Source organism: Pseudomonas sp. A014, assembly GCF_052378495.1.
In the GTDB taxonomy this organism is placed as follows: domain Bacteria; phylum Pseudomonadota; class Gammaproteobacteria; order Pseudomonadales; family Pseudomonadaceae; genus Aquipseudomonas; species Aquipseudomonas machongensis.
Genome location: NZ_CP199001.1, coordinates 4,127,638 through 4,144,243, shown reverse-complemented (window position 1 = coordinate 4,144,243; position 16,606 = coordinate 4,127,638). Strand labels below are relative to the sequence as shown.

The 16,606-nt window shown below is 66.3% G+C and carries 5 protein-coding genes; 3 read left to right on the top strand and 2 right to left on the bottom strand.

Annotation, left to right across the window (positions count from 1 at the left end; translation table 11 throughout):
* Positions 1-31: 31 nt before the first annotated feature.
* On the bottom strand, positions 32-571 hold the full coding sequence (locus ACTYOL_RS19175) for an exonuclease domain-containing protein (RefSeq protein WP_063545644.1): 540 nt from the start codon (positions 569-571) through the stop codon (positions 32-34).
* A gap of 258 nt (positions 572-829) precedes the next feature.
* On the opposite strand from ACTYOL_RS19175, the gene ACTYOL_RS19170 reads away from it, so the two are divergent.
* Positions 830-1,630: a substrate-binding periplasmic protein gene (locus tag ACTYOL_RS19170; protein WP_444756933.1), complete on the top strand. Its 801-nt coding sequence runs from the start codon at positions 830-832 to the stop codon at positions 1,628-1,630.
* 64 nt (positions 1,631-1,694) lie between these two features.
* Positions 1,695-2,717 (top strand): GNAT family N-acetyltransferase, encoded by a 1,023-nt coding sequence (locus tag ACTYOL_RS19165; RefSeq protein WP_444756932.1) that lies wholly within the window; start codon positions 1,695-1,697, stop codon positions 2,715-2,717.
* A gap of 62 nt (positions 2,718-2,779) precedes the next feature.
* On the opposite strand, the gene ACTYOL_RS19160 is transcribed toward ACTYOL_RS19165, so the two are convergent.
* Complete coding sequence (locus tag ACTYOL_RS19160; protein WP_054894776.1) at positions 2,780-3,313, bottom strand: RNA polymerase factor sigma-70; 534 nt, start codon at positions 3,311-3,313, stop codon at positions 2,780-2,782.
* A gap of 317 nt (positions 3,314-3,630) precedes the next feature.
* Between ACTYOL_RS19160 and ACTYOL_RS19155 the strand changes: the two genes are divergently transcribed.
* A complete protein-coding gene (locus ACTYOL_RS19155; protein WP_444756931.1) occupies positions 3,631-16,584 on the top strand; it encodes a non-ribosomal peptide synthetase in 12,954 nt (4,317 codons plus the stop codon).
* The last annotated feature ends 22 nt before the right edge of the window (positions 16,585-16,606 follow it).

The following is a 16,606-nucleotide window of genomic DNA, read 5'->3' as shown; positions in this document are numbered from 1 at the left end:
TGCCCAAGCCCTGCGCGGCCGTCATCTGCTTTCAGGTGAGGCTCAAGGGCAGCAACCGCGCGGTATTGCGTGCATCCTCCAGCGCCCGGTGCTGCTGGCCGACGAACTGCATGCCCGCCAGTTGCAGCGCACCGTTCAGGCCGGTGGGGCGCTGCAGGTGGCGGGCCTTGGCGAAGCGCTGCTTGAGGTTGATGTGCGGTAACTGCGCCAGCAGGCTGCTGACCTGATGCTGCTGCCATTCCTGCAACAACTGCTGGCGGTCGTAGTCGCCCCAGCTGACCCAGGCCTGCAACTGCGCCTGGTGATGACCCAGCCAGCGCTCGAACTGCGCCCAGATTTCGGCGAACGGTGCCGCGCTGTCGATACTGGCCTGGCCGATGTGCGTCAGCTCGCGGCAGAACGGTGTCAGCTGCGGACGCCGCCGCGGCTTGACGAAGCGCTGGAAGTGATCGACCTCGCGGCCTTCGCGGGTGACCAGGCTTGCGCCGATTTCAATGATTTCCATCTCGGTGACCGGCCAGCCACCGTCGTCGGTCGTGGCTTCCAGGTCGATGACCAGCCAATGGCCCATACCAGGCTCCCTTGCAAGACGCTGTGGTCCGCGGCGTTAGGCATGGGCCAGGGCCGCGGGCCCCTGGGGTCTGTCTGAAATGTGTCTGCACTCGCGCAGACACATTTCAGACAGACCCTAGAGCGTAGCCAATCCAGAACCCTTACGGCATCCCCTGGCAGAATGCCGCTATTTTGGCATAACCAGCGGTTGTGCCCTGACAGGAAAACGCCTAGCTTAGGCGCATCAAGGTCCACGCCCGTGATTTGAGTGCCTCACTTGACGCCACTGCCCGCCCCCAAGGCCCTGTCATCCCTGATGATGCTCGCTGCACTGTGGCTGGCCGGCTCGGCCTGTGCCGCCGAAATGGTGGAGGTGCGGATCGGGGCTGCGCATTTCCCGCCTTATACGGTGCGTCCGGAGCAGGGGGCCGATACGGGGCTGTTGCCGCAGCTCGCCGAGGCACTGAACCAGCTCCAGGCCGGTTACCGTTTCGTTCTGGTACCAACCTCGATCCCGCGTCGTTTTGGTGATTTCCAGCAGGGTCGCACCGACATGGCGATCTTCGAGAACCCGCAATGGGGTTGGCAGCAGATCCCACACACGGTAGTCGACATGGGCCTGGAAGATGCCGAGATCTTCGTCGCCCATCGTCAGGCAGGGCGTGACCAGCGTTATTTCGATGACCTCAAAGGCAAGCGCCTGGCGTTGTTCAATGGCTATCACTACGCGTTTGCCGATTTCAATCCCGACCCTGAGTACTTGAAGAAGACCTTCCGGGCCATCCTCTCCTATTCCCACGACAGCAACCTGTCGATGGTGCAACGCGAGCGTGCGGACATTGCCCTGGTGACCCGCTCGTACCTGAGTGACTACCTCAAGCGCAACCCGGCCAAGGGCAGCGAGCTGATGGCCTCGGATCGGGTCGATCAGGTCTACCATCACTACGCGCTACTGCGTCCTGGCGCGCCGATCCGCGCCGAAGTCTTCACCCAGTTGATGCAGCGCCTGCGCGACAGCGGTGAGCTGGCAGCGCTTTTCGGCCCTTATCGGATCACCGTGCAAACGCCGAACAATTAAATTCGCGGGCTGCGATCACGTTCAGACACTTGAGTGTGATTCCATTTTTCCGTGAGCCATGACCATGCCTTTCGACGCTGCTTCGACGCCGCTTTCCCTTCCTCGATGGCACAGCCTGCAAGGCGACGAGACCGGTTCCCGGTTGAGTCTGACCCTGGAGGGGCGCCCGCTGATCCAGGTACGCCTGGTGCCCGCCGACCCTGTGCAGGTTCACCTGGAAACCGTCTGCCCGGATCGCGGCGCCCAGGCCCTGTGGGCTGCCTGTTACTGGCTGCTGTCGCGCGATCCCGCCTGCCAGCGCCTGGCCTGGCATGTGCCGAAGGCGCCAGCGTGGGTACCGTCGTTGCTGGCGAGCGGCCTGCTGGTGCCCAGCGAGCAAGCGCACGTGTTGATCTGCGAGCGAGCGCTGTTCTGGCAGTTGCCGCAGCCCTGGCTTGGCGAGGTACAGAGCGGTGTCTACCCGCAGCAGATGCAGATCAGCAACGGCAAGCGCCATCCACGCCGCCCACCCAAACCCCGGGGCGAGGTGTATCGCCGTTTCGATGCGCGCCTGGGGGCGTGGGTGTCGCTACGCACCCTGGAAGTCGAGCAGGACCTGGCGCGTTTCAACCGTTGGCAGAACGAGCCCCGGGTCGCGCACTTCTGGCAGGAACAGGGCAGCCTGGAGCAGCACCGCGAATACCTGAGCAAGCTCGAGGCAGACCCGCACACCCTGACACTCATCGGCTGTTTCGACGATGAGCCGTTCGCCTACTTCGAAGCCTACTGGGCCAAGGAAGACCGCATCGCGCCGTTCTATCCGGCCGACGACTACGACCGTGGTATCCATATGCTCGTGGGCGAACAGGCGCACCGTGGCCCGCACAAGGTGGCGAGCTGGATGTCGGCGCTGGTGCACTACCTGTTCCTTGACGACCCGCGCACCCAGCGCGTCGTCGCCGAGCCGCGCGCCGACAACGGCAAGATGATCGGCTACATGCACGATCAGTGCTTCCACTGCGACAAAGAGTTCGATTTCCCGCACAAGCGGGCGGCGCTGATGATCCTGGGGCGTGAGCGTTTCTTCGATCGTTGCACGCTGGTCTAGCGGCGCGCAGGGCGTGGGCCGCTGACAGGTGCCGTGCGATGCGCGCGGTACCTGTGAGGCGGTCAGCCCTCGGCCTGGCGGCTGTTCTTGCGGCAGTGGATCAGCGCGTCGCGGATCATGAAGTTGACCAGCGTTGGTGAGACCCCGAGCTCCTTGGCGATGTCTTTTTGCGGCACGCCGTGCAGGCGGTACATCTCGAACGCGTAGCGAGTGCGCTGGGGCAGCTCGTTGAGCGCTTCGGCGATGTGCTCGAGGGTCGCCAGGTTGATGTGGGTGGCTTCTGGCGAGGCATTCTGGATCACCACGTTCATGCCTTCTTCCTCGCTGCCCGAGTACTTCAGCTCCATCGCCTGCTTGCGGTAGTGGTCGATGGCCAGGTTGCGCACGATCTGGAACAGGTAGCTGAGCTGGGCCTTGAACGATGACGTGATCTGCGGCGCGGAACCGAGCCGGAAGAAGGCATCCTGCACCACATCCTCGGCGCGCGACCGACAGCCCGTGATACGGGCGGCAATCTTGACGAGGATGCTGCGATTGTCGACGAACGCCTGGAGTAATGGTGAATCGCACTTACTTGTGGATAGTTGTTCCGCCATGGAAATCACCTTGTCTCTGTGAGGAAAGGGAGCACACCGATTAGTCATGCTTCCTACAACGTGCGACAAACTATTCAGAATGATAATGATTGTCAAATACAGAAGTAAGTGAGTCTCTATTCGATTGTGGTCTAAGCTGCACCCCCTCCATGACCCCTGTGTGAACGTCGTTCGCAGGCCCGCGACGTTTCTAATTATTTCTCCGGCCCATCCGTTCCCCTGTGTACATCCGGCCGCCGACTGCCGCCCGCCCGACGTGCCTTGCGCACCCGGCCCGGCCCCGGCCCGACTTACCCAGACACTGGCAGGAATACTCCATGACGGACGCCTTCGAACTCCCGCTCACGCTGGTCCAGGCCCTGGCGCAACGCGCCGCGGCGACCCCGGACCGGATCGCCTTGCGCTTTCTGGCCGACGATCCCCGCGAACAGGCGGTGCTCAGCTACCGCGAGCTGGACCTGCGCGCCCGTACCATCGCCGCCGCCCTGCAGGCCCGTGCCACGTTCGGCGATCGGGCGATCCTGCTGTTTCCCAGCGGTCCGGACTATGTCGCGGCATTCTTCGGCTGCCTGTATGCCGGAGTGATCGCAGTGCCGGCCTATCCGCCGGAGTCTTCGCGCCAGCACCATCAGGAGCGGCTGCTGTCGATCATCGACGATGCCCAGCCGCGTCTGCTGCTGACGGTAGAAGCGCTTCATGACAGTTTGCAGGGCCTCGATGCTCTGGCGACGGATGCTGCCCCGGGCCTGTTGGCGGTGGACCGTCTGGCCCCTGAGCTGGCCGACGACTGGCGTGAACCGGCGCTGGCCGGCGAGCACATCGCCTTCCTGCAGTACACCTCTGGCTCCACCGCGCTGCCCAAGGGTGTGCAGGTCAGCCATGGCAACCTGGTGGCTAACGAGCAACTGATCCGCCAGGGTTTTGGCATCGACCTCAACCCTGACGACGTGATCGTCAGCTGGCTACCGCTGTACCACGACATGGGCCTGATTGGCGGCCTGCTGCAACCGATCTTCAGCGGTGTGCCCTGTGTGCTGATGTCGCCGGGCTACTTCCTCGCCCGGCCCCTGCGCTGGCTGCAGGCGATCAGCGAATACGGTGGCACCATCAGTGGTGGCCCGGATTTCGCCTACCGCCTGTGCAGCGAACGGGTCAGCGAAGCGGCCTTGGCCGGGCTCGACCTCAGCCGCTGGCGGGTGGCCTACTCCGGTTCCGAGCCGATCCGCCAGGACAGCCTCGAGACGTTTGCCGGCAAGTTCGCCGCCTGCGGCTTCCAGGCGAGCAGCTTCTTCGCCAGCTACGGGCTGGCCGAAGCCACTCTGTTCGTCAGCGGCAGCCGACGCGGCCAGGGCATTGGCGCGCTGGAGCTCGATGCCGAGGCCTTCGCCGCCAACCGCGCCGAGCCTGGCAAGGGCAGCGTGCTGATGAGCTGCGGCTATCCGCAGCCGGGCCATGCGGTGCGCATCGTCGAACCGCAGCAACTGGCGGTGCTGGGCGATAACCGGGTGGGCGAAATCTGGGCCGGCGGCCCGAGCATTGCGCGGGGCTACTGGCGCAACCCCGAGGCCACGGCGCGTACCTTTGTCGAGATGGATGGCCAGACCTGGCTGCGCACCGGCGACCTGGGCTTCATGCGCGATGGCGAGGTGTTCGTCACCGGGCGGTTGAAGGACATGCTGATCGTGCGCGGCCAGAACCTCTATCCGCAGGATCTGGAGAAGACCCTCGAGCGTGAGGTCGATGTGTTGCGCAAAGGGCGCGTGGCGGTGTTCGCCGTGGATGATCGAGGCGAAGAGGGCATCGGCGTGGCGGTGGAAGTCAGCCGCAATGTGCAGAAGGCGATGCCTGCGCAAGCGCTGATCAAGACCCTGCGCCAGGTCATCGCCGACGCGTGCCGCCAGGCGCCGGCCGTGGTCTTGCTGCTCAACCCGGGGGCGCTGCCCAAGACCTCCAGTGGCAAGCTGCAGCGTTCGGCCTGCCGTCTGCGCATGAGCGACGGCAGCCTCGATTGCTATGCTCGCTTCCCGGCAGATGCCGCGTCCTCCGAGCGGGGTGCCAGCGGCGATGCCCTGCAGATGCGCATCGCGGCGGTATGGCGCGACCTGCTCAAGGTCGAGGCGGTGACGGCGGACGATCATTTCCTGCTGCTGGGCGGCAACTCCATCGCCGCCACCCAGGTCACCGCGCGGCTGTCCGACGAGCTGGGTGTCACGCTCAGCCTGCGTACCCTGTTCGAAGCGCCTGTACTGGCCGACTACAGCGCGGCAGTGGCCTGCGTGCTGGAGCAGGGCGGGCAGGGCACTGGCGCCATCGCCGCCCTCGATCGCGCCAAGGCATTGCCGCAATCGCTGGCGCAGAACCGCCTGTGGTTGTTGTGGCAACTGGAGCCGCAGTCCGCTGCCTACAATATCCCGGCCGGCCTGCACCTGCGTGGCGAACTGGGCGAGGTAGCGCTGCAGGCGAGCTTCCAGGCGCTGGTCGAGCGTCACGAATCCCTGCGCACGCGCTTCAGCGAAGTGGATGGCGAGGCCCTGCAGCATGTGCTGGCGCATGCCGACTTTGCCTTGCAGCGTGTCGATCTCGAAGGGGTGGACGCCAGCGAGGTCGCCAATCGTCGCGAGCATGAGGCCCGCCAACCCTTCGACTTGCTCCAAGGGCCGCTGCTGCGCGTGACCTTGGCGCGCCTGGACGATGAAGAACACCAGTTGTGGGTAACCCTGCACCATATCGTCGCCGACGGCTGGTCGCTGAATATCCTGCTCGAGGAGTTCGCCCGACTCTACGCCGCCCACTGCCAGGGCCAGCAACCCAATCTCGCGCCCCTGGCGCTGGGCTACGCCGACTACGGCACCTGGCAGCGCCAGTGGCTGGCAGAAGGTGAGGCTGCACGTCAGCTGGAATACTGGACGGCGCAACTGGGCGACGAATTGCCGGTACTCGACCTGTGCACCGACCATCCACGCTCGGCGCTGGGCGAGCAGCGCGCTGCGCGCCTGAACATGAAGGTGCCCGCCAAACTCGGCGAAGCTCTCAAGGGCCTGGCCCGTGACCAGCAGGCCAGCCTGTTCATGGTCCTGCTGGCGGGCTGGCAAGCCTTGCTGCAGCGCTACAGCGGCCAGTCCGACATCCGCGTCGGCGTCCCCAACGCCAACCGCCCGCGCCTGGAAACCCAGGCCATGGTCGGCTTCTTCATCAACACCCAGGTCATGCGTGCCGAGTTCGACGGCCGTACGCCGTTCGACCAGTTGCTGGCCCAGGTGCGTGAGCGCACCCTTGGCGCCCAGGCGCACCAGGACCTGCCATTCGAGCAACTGCTCGAAGCGCTGCCCCAGGCCCGTGAGCAGGGCCTGTTCCAGGTCATGTTCAACCACCAGCAGCGCGACCTGTCCGCGCTGCGCCGCCTGCCCGGACTGCTTGCCGAAGAGCTGCCGTGGCACAGCCGCGAGGCCAAGTTCGACCTGCAACTGCACAGTGAGGAAGACCACCAGGGCCGGCTGACACTGGCCTTCGACTACGCCGCCGAGCTGTTCGACGCCAGCACCGTCAAGCGCCTGGCCCAGCACCTGCTGGCGCTGCTCGAACAGGTCTGCGCGCAACCGCAGCTGGCCGTGGGCGAAGTGCAACTGCTGGATGAGCCAGGCCGCGCGCAATTGCTCGCCTGGGGGCAGGCCCCTGCCGAGCCCGCCAGAGCCTTGCTGGTCGAGCAGCTCAACGAGCAGGCGCGTCTGACACCGGAGCGCGTCGCCCTGGTGTGGGAGGGCGGTCAGCTCGACTACGCCAGCCTGCACCAGCAGGCCAACCGCCTGGCTCACTACCTGCGCGACAAGGGCGTCGGCCCGGACACCTGCGTGGCCATCGCGGTCGAGCGCTCGCCGCAACTGCTGGTCGGCCTGCTGGCGATCCTCAAGGCGGGCGGCGCCTATGTACCGCTGGATGTCGACTACCCGGCCGAACGCCTGGCCTACATGCTCGCCGACTGTGGTGCGGGCCTGCTGCTGAGCCAGAGCACCCTGCTCCAGCGCCTGCCCCAGGTCGAGGGCGTCAGTACCATCGCGCTGGACCAGTTGCACCTGGACACCTGGCCCAGCCAGGCCCCGGGCCTGCGCCTGGAAGGCGAGCACCTGGCCTATGTGATCTATACCTCCGGCTCCACCGGTCAGCCCAAGGGCGTGGGCAACACCCATGCTGCCCTGGCCGAACGCCTGCAATGGATGCAGGCCACCTATGCGCTGGACGACCGCGACGTGCTGATGCAGAAGGCACCGATCAGCTTCGACGTGTCGGTGTGGGAATGCTTCTGGCCGCTGGTCACCGGCTGCCGCCTGGTACTGGCAGGCCCTGGTGAGCACCGCGATCCGCAGCGCATCGCCGCACTGGTGCAGCAGCATGGAGTGACCACGCTGCACTTCGTGCCGCCGCTGTTGCAGGTGTTTGTCCAGGAGCCGCTGGCCGCAGGTTGCACCAGCCTGCGTCGGCTGTTCTCCGGCGGCGAGGCGCTGCCTGCCAGCCTGCGCGACCGGGCCCTGGCCTTGCTCCCCCAGGTGCAGTTGCACAACCGTTATGGCCCGACCGAGACCGCGATCAACGTCACCCACTGGCACAGCCAGCGCGAGGATGGCGAGCGCTCGCCCATCGGCCGTCCGCTGGCCAATGTGCTGTGCCGTGTGTTGGATGATGAATTCGAACTGACCGCACCGGGCGTGCCGGGCGAACTGTGCCTGGGCGGCGCGGGCCTGGCCCGTGGCTATCTGGGACGTCCGGGACTCACCGCCGAGCGTTTCGTGCCGCAACCCGATGGCGACGGTCAGCGCCTGTACCGCAGCGGCGACCGCGCGCGCTGGCTGGTGCACGACGGTGCGCTGGAATACCTCGGGCGCCTCGACCAGCAGGTCAAGGTGCGCGGCTTCCGTGTCGAGCCTGAAGAGGTCCAGGCCGTGCTGCTGGCCCAGCCAGGTGTCGAGCAGGCGCTGGTGCTGATCCACCGCGACGCTGTCGGCGCGCAGTTGGTCGGTTACTACAGCGGCGTCGAGCAGAGCGCCGCCTTGCTGGCGACCCTCGGCGCGCAACTGCCCGCCTACATGGTGCCAGCGCAGTTGGTTCACCTCGCGCAGATGCCCTTGGGCCCGAGCGGCAAGGTCGATCGCAAGGCGCTGCCGGCGCCGGTCTGGCAGCAACGCCAACACGTCGAGCCGCAGTCCGCGCTGGAGCAGCAAGTGGCGGCGATCTGGCGCGAGGTGCTGAACCTGCCCCAGGTAGGCCTGCAGGACGACTTCTTCGCTCTCGGTGGCCACTCGCTGCTGGCCACCCAGATCGTTTCGCGCTGCCGCCAGGCCTGTGACGTCGAGCTGCCGCTCAAGGCGCTGTTCGAGGCCAGTGAGTTGGGTGCCTTCTGTGCCGAGATCGCGCGGATCCGCGCCAGCGGTGGGTGCAACCTGCAGGGCGCGATCACCCGTGTCGATCGCCGTCAGGCCGTGCCGCTGTCGTACTCGCAGCAGCGCATGTGGTTCCTCTGGCAGATGGAGCCGGACAGCCCCGCGTACAACGTCGGCGGCATGGCGCGTCTATGCGGCGCGCTGCATGTGGACGCTTTCGAGCGTGCCCTGCAGGCGTTGATCGTACGCCACGAGACCCTGCGCACCACCTTCCCCAGCATCGATGGCAAGCCCTACCAGTGCGTGGCCGACGACAGCGGCCTGCACCTGGACTGGCAGGACTTCAGCGCGCTGCCGGCCGACAATCGCCAGCAGCGTCTGCAGCAGCTGGCCGACGAGCAGGCGCACCAGCCGTTCGACCTGGAGCGTGGTCCGTTGCTGCGTGCCTGCCTGGTCAAGGTGCAGGAGCGTGAGCACTATTTCGTCCTGACCCTGCACCATATCGTCACCGAAGGCTGGGCGATGGACATCTTCGCCCGTGAGCTGGGCGAGCTTTACGAAGCCTTCGTCGACGAGCGCGAATCGCCGCTGCAGCCGCTGCCAGTGCAGTATCTGGACTACAGCGTCTGGCAGCGCCAGTGGCTTGAAGGCGGGGAGGGCGCGCGCCAGCTCGACTACTGGAAAGCGCGTCTGGGCGACGAGCATCCGGTCCTGGCACTGCCGACGGACCGCCCGCGTCCAGCGGTGCAGAGCCATCGCGGCGAGCTGTACCGCTTCGACCTCGACCCGGCGTTGGTCGAGCGTGTGCATGCGTTCAACAGCCAACGCGGGCTGACCCTGTTCATGACCATGACCGCCACGCTGGCCGCACTGCTGCACCGCTACAGCGGCCAGTGCGACCTGCGTATCGGCGCGCCGGTGGCCAACCGCATCCGTCCGGAAAGCGAGGGGCTGATCGGTGCTTTCCTCAACACCCAGGTGCTGCGCTGCGAACTGGATGGGCAGATGAGCGCCGCCGCACTGCTCGAGCAGATGCGTCAGACCATCATCGACGGCCAGTCGCACCAGGACCTGCCGTTCGAACAACTGGTCGAAGCCCTGCAGCCGCCGCGCAGCAGTGCCTACAACCCGTTGTTCCAGGTGATGTGCAACGTGCAGCGTTGGGCCTTCCAGCAAAGCCGCACCCTGGCGGGCATGCAGGTGGACTATCTGGTCAACGACGCCAGCGCCACCAAGTTCGACCTGTACCTGGAAGTCACCGACCTGGACGGCCGGCTCGGCTGCTGCCTGACCTACAGCCGCGACCTGTTCGATGAGCCGCGCATCGCGCGCATGGCCGAACACCTGCAGCAGTTGCTGGCGGCGATGCTCGAAGATCCGCAGCAACGCCTGTGCGAGCTGCCGATGCTGTCGGGTGCCGAGCAGCAGGAGCTGGTCGGGCAGCTTCAGGGCGAACAGGATTTCGATCTCGACCAGACCCTGCACGGGCTGTTCGCCGCTCAGGTAGAACGTACGCCGCAGGCCCGGGCCTTGACCTTCGCCGGCCAGCACCTGAGCTACGCCGAGCTCGATCAGCAGGCCAACCGTCTGGCCCGAGCCCTACGTGAGCGCGGGGTCGGCCCGCAAGTGCGGGTGGGCCTGGCGCTGGAGCGCTCGTCGCAGATGGTGGTCGGCCTGCTGGCGATCCTCAAGGCCGGTGGAGCCTATGTGCCGCTCGATCCGGAATACCCGCTCGAGCGCCTGCACTACATGATCGAGGACAGCCGCCTGGGCCTGCTGATCGGCCAGCGCGAGCTGCTCGCGACCCTTGGCGAACTGCCGGCCGGTGTGGTCACCTGGAGCCTGGAGGACGACGCAGCGTCGCTGTCCGCCTACAGCGATGCGCCACTGGACAACCTCAACCTGCCGCAGCACCAGGCCTACCTCATCTACACCTCCGGCTCCACCGGCAAGCCCAAGGGCGTGGTGGTCAGCCATGGCGAGATCGCCATGCATTGCCAGGCGGTGATCGCCGACTTCGGCATGCGCAGCGACGATTGCGAGCTGCATTTCTATTCGATCAACTTCGATGCGGCCAGCGAACGCCTGCTCACGCCGCTGCTGTGCGGGGCACGTGTGGTGCTGCGCGCCCAGGGGCAGTGGGGCGCCGAAGAGATCTGCGACCTGGTGCGCGAGCAGCAGGTGAGCATTCTCGGTTTCACCCCGAGCTATGGCAGCCAGCTGGCGCAGTTCCTGGCCGGGCGTGGCGAGCAACTGCCCGTGCGCCTGGTGATCACCGGCGGCGAAGCGCTGACCGGCGAGCACTTGCAGCGCATCCGCCAGGCCTTCGCCCCGCAGCAATTCTTCAATGCCTACGGCCCGACCGAAACCGTGGTCATGCCGCTGGCGTGCCTGGCCCCCGATACCTTGTCGGCCGATGCGGGCAGCGTGCCGATTGGCCGCATGATCGGGGCGCGCACCGGCTACATCCTCGACGAGGACCTGGCGCTGTTGCCCCAGGGCGGCATCGGTGAGCTGTATGTCGGTGGCGCGGGCCTCGCCCAGGGCTATCACGACCGCCCGGGGCTGTCGGCCGAACGTTTCGTCGCCGACCCCTTCAGCCATGACGGTGGCCGGCTGTATCGCACCGGCGATCTGGTGCGCCTGCGCGCCGACGGGTTGGTCGAGTACATCGGCCGCGCTGACCAGCAGGTGAAGATCCGTGGTTTCCGCATCGAGCTGGGCGAGATCGAGAGCCGCCTGCAGGAGCACGCCGATGTCGAGGAGGCCGTGGTTCTGGCCCTCGACCTGCCGGGCGGCAAGCAACTGGTGGGCTACCTGGTCTGCCCTCAGGCCAAGGCGAGCAGTGATGCCCAGGCGCACCTGCGCGAGGCGGTCAAAGCCCATGCCCGGCAACATCTACCCGACTACATGGTGCCTGCGCACCTGGTACTGCTCGATCGCCTGCCGCTGATGGGCAATGGCAAGCTCGACCGTCGTGCGCTGCCAGCGCCGGATCTCGAGCAGGCACACCAGTTGTACCAGGCGCCGGCCAATGAGTTGGAGGCGCAGTTGGCGCAGATCTGGCGCGAGGTGCTCAATGTCTCGCGCGTGGGTGTGCAGGACAATTTCTTCGAACTTGGCGGTGACTCGATCCTGTCGATCCAGGTGGTCAGCCGCGCCCGTCAGTTGGGCCTGCAGTTCACCCCGCGCGACCTGTTCCAGCACCAGACCATCCAGACCCTGGCAACCGTGGTCAGCCATGGCGCGGGGCCAACGCATGTGGAGCAGGGGGCGCGTCAGGGCCGTATCGGCCTGACGCCGATCCAGCATTGGTTCTTCGACAGCGAAGTGCCACAGCCACAGCACTGGAACCAGGCTGTGCTGCTCGAAGCACGCAAACCGCTGCTCGCTGACCGGCTTGAGGCTGCGCTGGCGGCGCTGGTGCAGCATCACGACAGCCTGCGCCTGCGCTTCACCCAGGTGGCTGGCCGCTGGCAGGGGGAATACGACCAGGCCGGCGCCCAGCCGCTGCTGTGGACGGCGACCGTCGCTGCCTTCGACGATTGCCAGGCGCTCTATACCGACGTGCAGCGCAGCCTCGACCTGCAGCAAGGGCCCCTGTTGCGCGGCCTGTTGCTGACCGATGGCGCAGGCGCGCAACGCTTGCTGCTGGCCATCCATCACCTGGTGGTCGACGGCGTGTCCTGGCGTGTATTGCTGGAGGACCTGCAGGCGCTGTACCGCGGTGAAACCCTGGCGGCCAAGACCCATGCCATGGGCGACTGGTCGGCGCGCCTGGCCAGCTATGCCGGCAGCGACTCGCTGCGTGACGAGCTGGGCTGGTGGGAGGGACAGCTGGGGCGTGTGCGCCGCGAGCTGCCGTGCGATCACCCGCAGGGCGGCAACCTGCACCGCCATGCGCGCACCTTGGCCATCGAGCTCGACACCGAGCAGACCCGCCAACTGTTGCAGCAGGCGCCAGCGGCCTATCACACCCAGGTCAACGACCTGCTGCTGACCGCTCTGGCGCGCACCCTGAGCCACTGGAGCGGCGATGAGCAGGTGCTGGTACAGCTTGAGGGGCATGGACGCGAAGGGCTGTTCGAAGATATCGACCTGACCCGCAGCGTCGGCTGGTTCACCAACGCCTATCCGCTGAGCCTGAGCTCGGCAACCGGCGACGACGATGCCGCGCGCAGTGCGTCGATCAAGGGCATCAAGGAACAACTGCGCCAGGTGCCGCACAAAGGGCTGGGTTATGGTGTGCTGCGCTACCTGGCCGATTCTGCGGGGCGTGAGCGCATGGCGGCGTTGCCACAGGCGCGCATCACCTTCAATTACCTCGGGCAGTTCGACCAGCAGTTCGACGCCAATGCCGTGTTCCAGCCGCTGGATGCCCCTGCGGGGCTGGCCCATGACCCGGACGCGCCACTGCCCAACTGGCTGAGCGTGGATGGCCAGGTCTATGGCGGTGCCTTGCAACTGCGCTGGACTTTCAGTACAGAGCGCTACGACGAGGCGACCATCGCCGAGCTGGCCGAAGCCTATCGCCAGGAACTGCTGGCGCTGGTCGCCCACTGCCTGGTCGAGGGCAACGGCAGCTTCACGCCGTCGGACTTCCCGCTGGCCCAACTGACCCAGGAGCAGATCGACACGCTGCCGGTGCCGGCTGGCGAGATCGAGGATGTCTACCCGCTGACGCCAATGCAGGAAGGGCTGCTGCTGCACACCCTGCTGGAACCGGGCACCGGCATCTACTACATGCAGGACCGCTACCGCATCAACAGTGCGCTGGAGCCGGAGCGCTTCGCTCAGGCCTGGCAGGCAGTGGTGGCGCGCCACGAGGCCCTGCGCGCGTCGTTCAGCTGGAACGCCGGCGAAGCGATGCTGCAGATCATCCACAAGCCCGGCAAGACCGCCGTCGACTACCAGGACTGGCGCGACCTCGACGACGCCAGCCAGGAAGCCCGCCTGCAAGCCCTGCACAAACAGGAGCGTGAAGCCGGATTCGAGTTGCTGCGCGAGGCGCCGTTCCACCTGCGCCTGGTGCGCGTGGCCGATGAGCGCTACTGGTTCATGATGAGCAACCATCACATCCTCATCGATGCCTGGTGCCGCTCGTTGCTGATGAACGATTTCTTCGAGATCTACCAGGCGCTGGGCGAAGGCCGTGCCGCGCAGTTGCCGGTGCCGCCGCGCTACCGCGACTACATCGGCTGGCTGCAGCGCCAGGACCTGGACGAAGCACGCCAGTGGTGGCAGGCCAACCTGGCCGGCTTCGAACGCGCCACGGCGATCCCCAGCGACCGTCCGCTGCGCCATGACCACGCCGGGGACGGCATGATCGTCGGCGATTGCTACACCCGCCTTGAGGTGAGCGAGGGGGCGCGTCTGCGTGAACTGGCGCAGGCTCATCAACTGACCGTCAACACCTTCGCCCAGGCGGCCTGGGCACTGGTACTGGCCCGCTACAGCGGCGAGCGCGACGTGGTGTTCGGGGTGACCGTTGCCGGGCGCCCGGTGAGCTTGCCGCAGATGCAGCGCACGGTCGGGCTGTTCATCAACAGCATCGCCTTGCGCGTGCGATTGCCGGCGGCCGGCGAGCGCCAGAGCGTGCGTCAGTGGCTGCAAGGTCTGCTCGATCGCAACATGCAGTTGCGTGAATACGAGTACCTGCCGCTGGTGGCGATCCAGGAGTGCAGCGAGCTGCCCAAAGGGCAGGCGCTGTTCGACAGCCTGTTCGTGTTCGAAAACGCGCCGGTCGAGAGCAATGTGCTTGACCACGCCCAGCACTTGAACGCCAGCTCCGACTCGGGCCGCACCCACACCAACTTCCCGCTGACGGCGGTTTGCTACCCGGGCGACGACCTGGGCCTGCACCTGTCGTTCGACCAGCGCTACTTCGACTACCCGACCGTCGAGCGCCTGCTGGCCGAATTCAAGCGTCTGCTGCTGGCGCTGGTCGAAGGCTTCGAGGGTGAGGTCCAGGCACTGCCACTGCTGGGTGCCGACGAGCAGCGCTTCCTGCTCGAGGACTGCAACCGCACCGAGCACGCCTATACCCTGGAGCAGAGCTATGTCGAGCTGTTCGAGGCACGCGTCGTGGCGCACCCCGAGCGTATCGCCGCCCGTTGCCTGGAGGCGTCCTACGACTATGCCGGGCTCAACCTGGCCGCCAACCGCCTGGGACATGCGCTGGTCGCAGCCGGTGTGAGCATCGATCAGCCCGTTGCCCTGCTGGCCGAGCGTGGTCTGCCGCTGCTGGGGATGATCGTTGGCAGCTTCAAGGCCGGTGCGGGTTACCTGCCGCTGGATCCGGGCCTGCCCTCAGCGCGCCTGCAGCGTATCGTCGAGCTCAGCCGCACGCCGGTGCTGGTGTGCAGCGCCGCCTGTGCCGAGCAGGCGGGGCAGTTGCTCGACGAGCTGGGCGGGGCGGTACGGCCGAAGCTGCTGGTGTGGGAGGATATCCAGGCTAGCCAGGTCGCTGGCCACAACCCGGGTATCCACAGCGGGCCGGACAACCTGGCCTATGTGATCTACACCTCTGGCTCCACCGGGCTGCCCAAGGGCGTGATGGTCGAGCAGCGCGGCATGCTCAACAACCAGCTGAGCAAGGTGCCGTACCTGGCGCTGGACGAGCACGACGTGATCGCCCAGACCGCTTCGCAGAGCTTTGACATCTCGGTGTGGCAGTTCCTGGCAGCGCCGCTGTTCGGGGCCCGTGTCGAGATCGTGCCAAATGCCATTGCCCACGATCCCCAGGGCTTGCTGGCGCATGTCCAGGCCTGCGGCATCACCGTGCTGGAAAGCGTGCCTTCGCTGATCCAGGGCATGCTGGCCAACGATCATCAGGCATTGGATGGCCTGCGCTGGATGCTGCCGACCGGCGAGGCGATGCCTCCGGAGCTGGCCGCCCAGTGGCTGGAGCGCTATCCGCAGATCGGCCTGGTCAACGCCTATGGTCCGGCCGAATGTTCGGACGATGTGGCGTTCTTCCGTGTCGATGCCGACTCGACCCGCGGCAGCTACCTGCCCATCGGCACCCCGACCGACAACAACCGCCTGTACCTCTACGGCGAAGAGCAGACGCTGGTGCCGTTGGGCGCGGTGGGCGAGCTGTGCGTGGCCGGCACGGGGGTCGGTCGCGGTTATGTTGGCGACCCGGTGCGTACGGCCCTGGCCTTCATCCCGCATCCGCATGGAGGGCCGGGCGAGCGCCTGTATCGCACCGGCGACCTGGCGCGGCGCCGTGCCGATGGTGTGCTCGAATATGTCGGGCGCATTGACCACCAAGTGAAGATCCGCGGCTACCGCATCGAACTTGGCGAAATCGAAGCGCGCCTGCACGAGCAGCCGCAGATTCGCGATGCGGCAGTCGGTGTCCAGGAGGGCGCCAATGGCAAGCATCTGGTTGGCTACCTGGTAGCCCACCAGGGCGTGGTGGCCGATGCGGGTCTGCTCGAGCAGATCAAGCAGCGTCTGCGTGCCGAGTTGCCGGAGTACATGGTGCCGCTGCACTGGGCCTGGTTCGATAACCTGCCGCACAATGCCAATGGCAAGCTCGATCGCAAGGCGCTGCCGGTCATCGAGATCGGTGGCCAGCACAGCCAGGATTACCTGGCGCCGCGCAGCGAGCTGGAAGAGATTCTGGCCGGTATCTGGGGCGAGGTGCTCAAGGCTGAGCGGGTCGGGGTGCGCGATAACTTCTTCGAACTGGGCGGGCACTCGTTGCTGGCCACGCAGATTGCCTCACGCGTGCAGAAGCGCCTGCAACTGAATGTGCCGCTGCGGGCGATGTTCGAGTGCAGCACCGTGGAAGAGCTGGCGGTGTATGTCGAAGGGTTGCAAGGCAGCGCGCTGGATGAGGATAAGGTGGATCGGTTGAGTGATCTGATGGCGGAGTTGGAGGGGTTGTAACAGGCCACGACACCCGCGCGGG

Coding starts and splice junctions, on each gene's coding strand:
- ACTYOL_RS19175 (WP_063545644.1), bottom strand. CDS start 571: ATGGGCCATTGGCTGGTCATCGACCTGGAAGCCACGACCGACGACGGT.
- ACTYOL_RS19165 (WP_444756932.1), top strand. CDS start 1,695: ATGCCTTTCGACGCTGCTTCGACGCCGCTTTCCCTTCCTCGATGGCAC.
- ACTYOL_RS19160 (WP_054894776.1), bottom strand. CDS start 3,313: ATGGCGGAACAACTATCCACAAGTAAGTGCGATTCACCATTACTCCAG.
- ACTYOL_RS19155 (WP_444756931.1), top strand. CDS start 3,631: ATGACGGACGCCTTCGAACTCCCGCTCACGCTGGTCCAGGCCCTGGCG.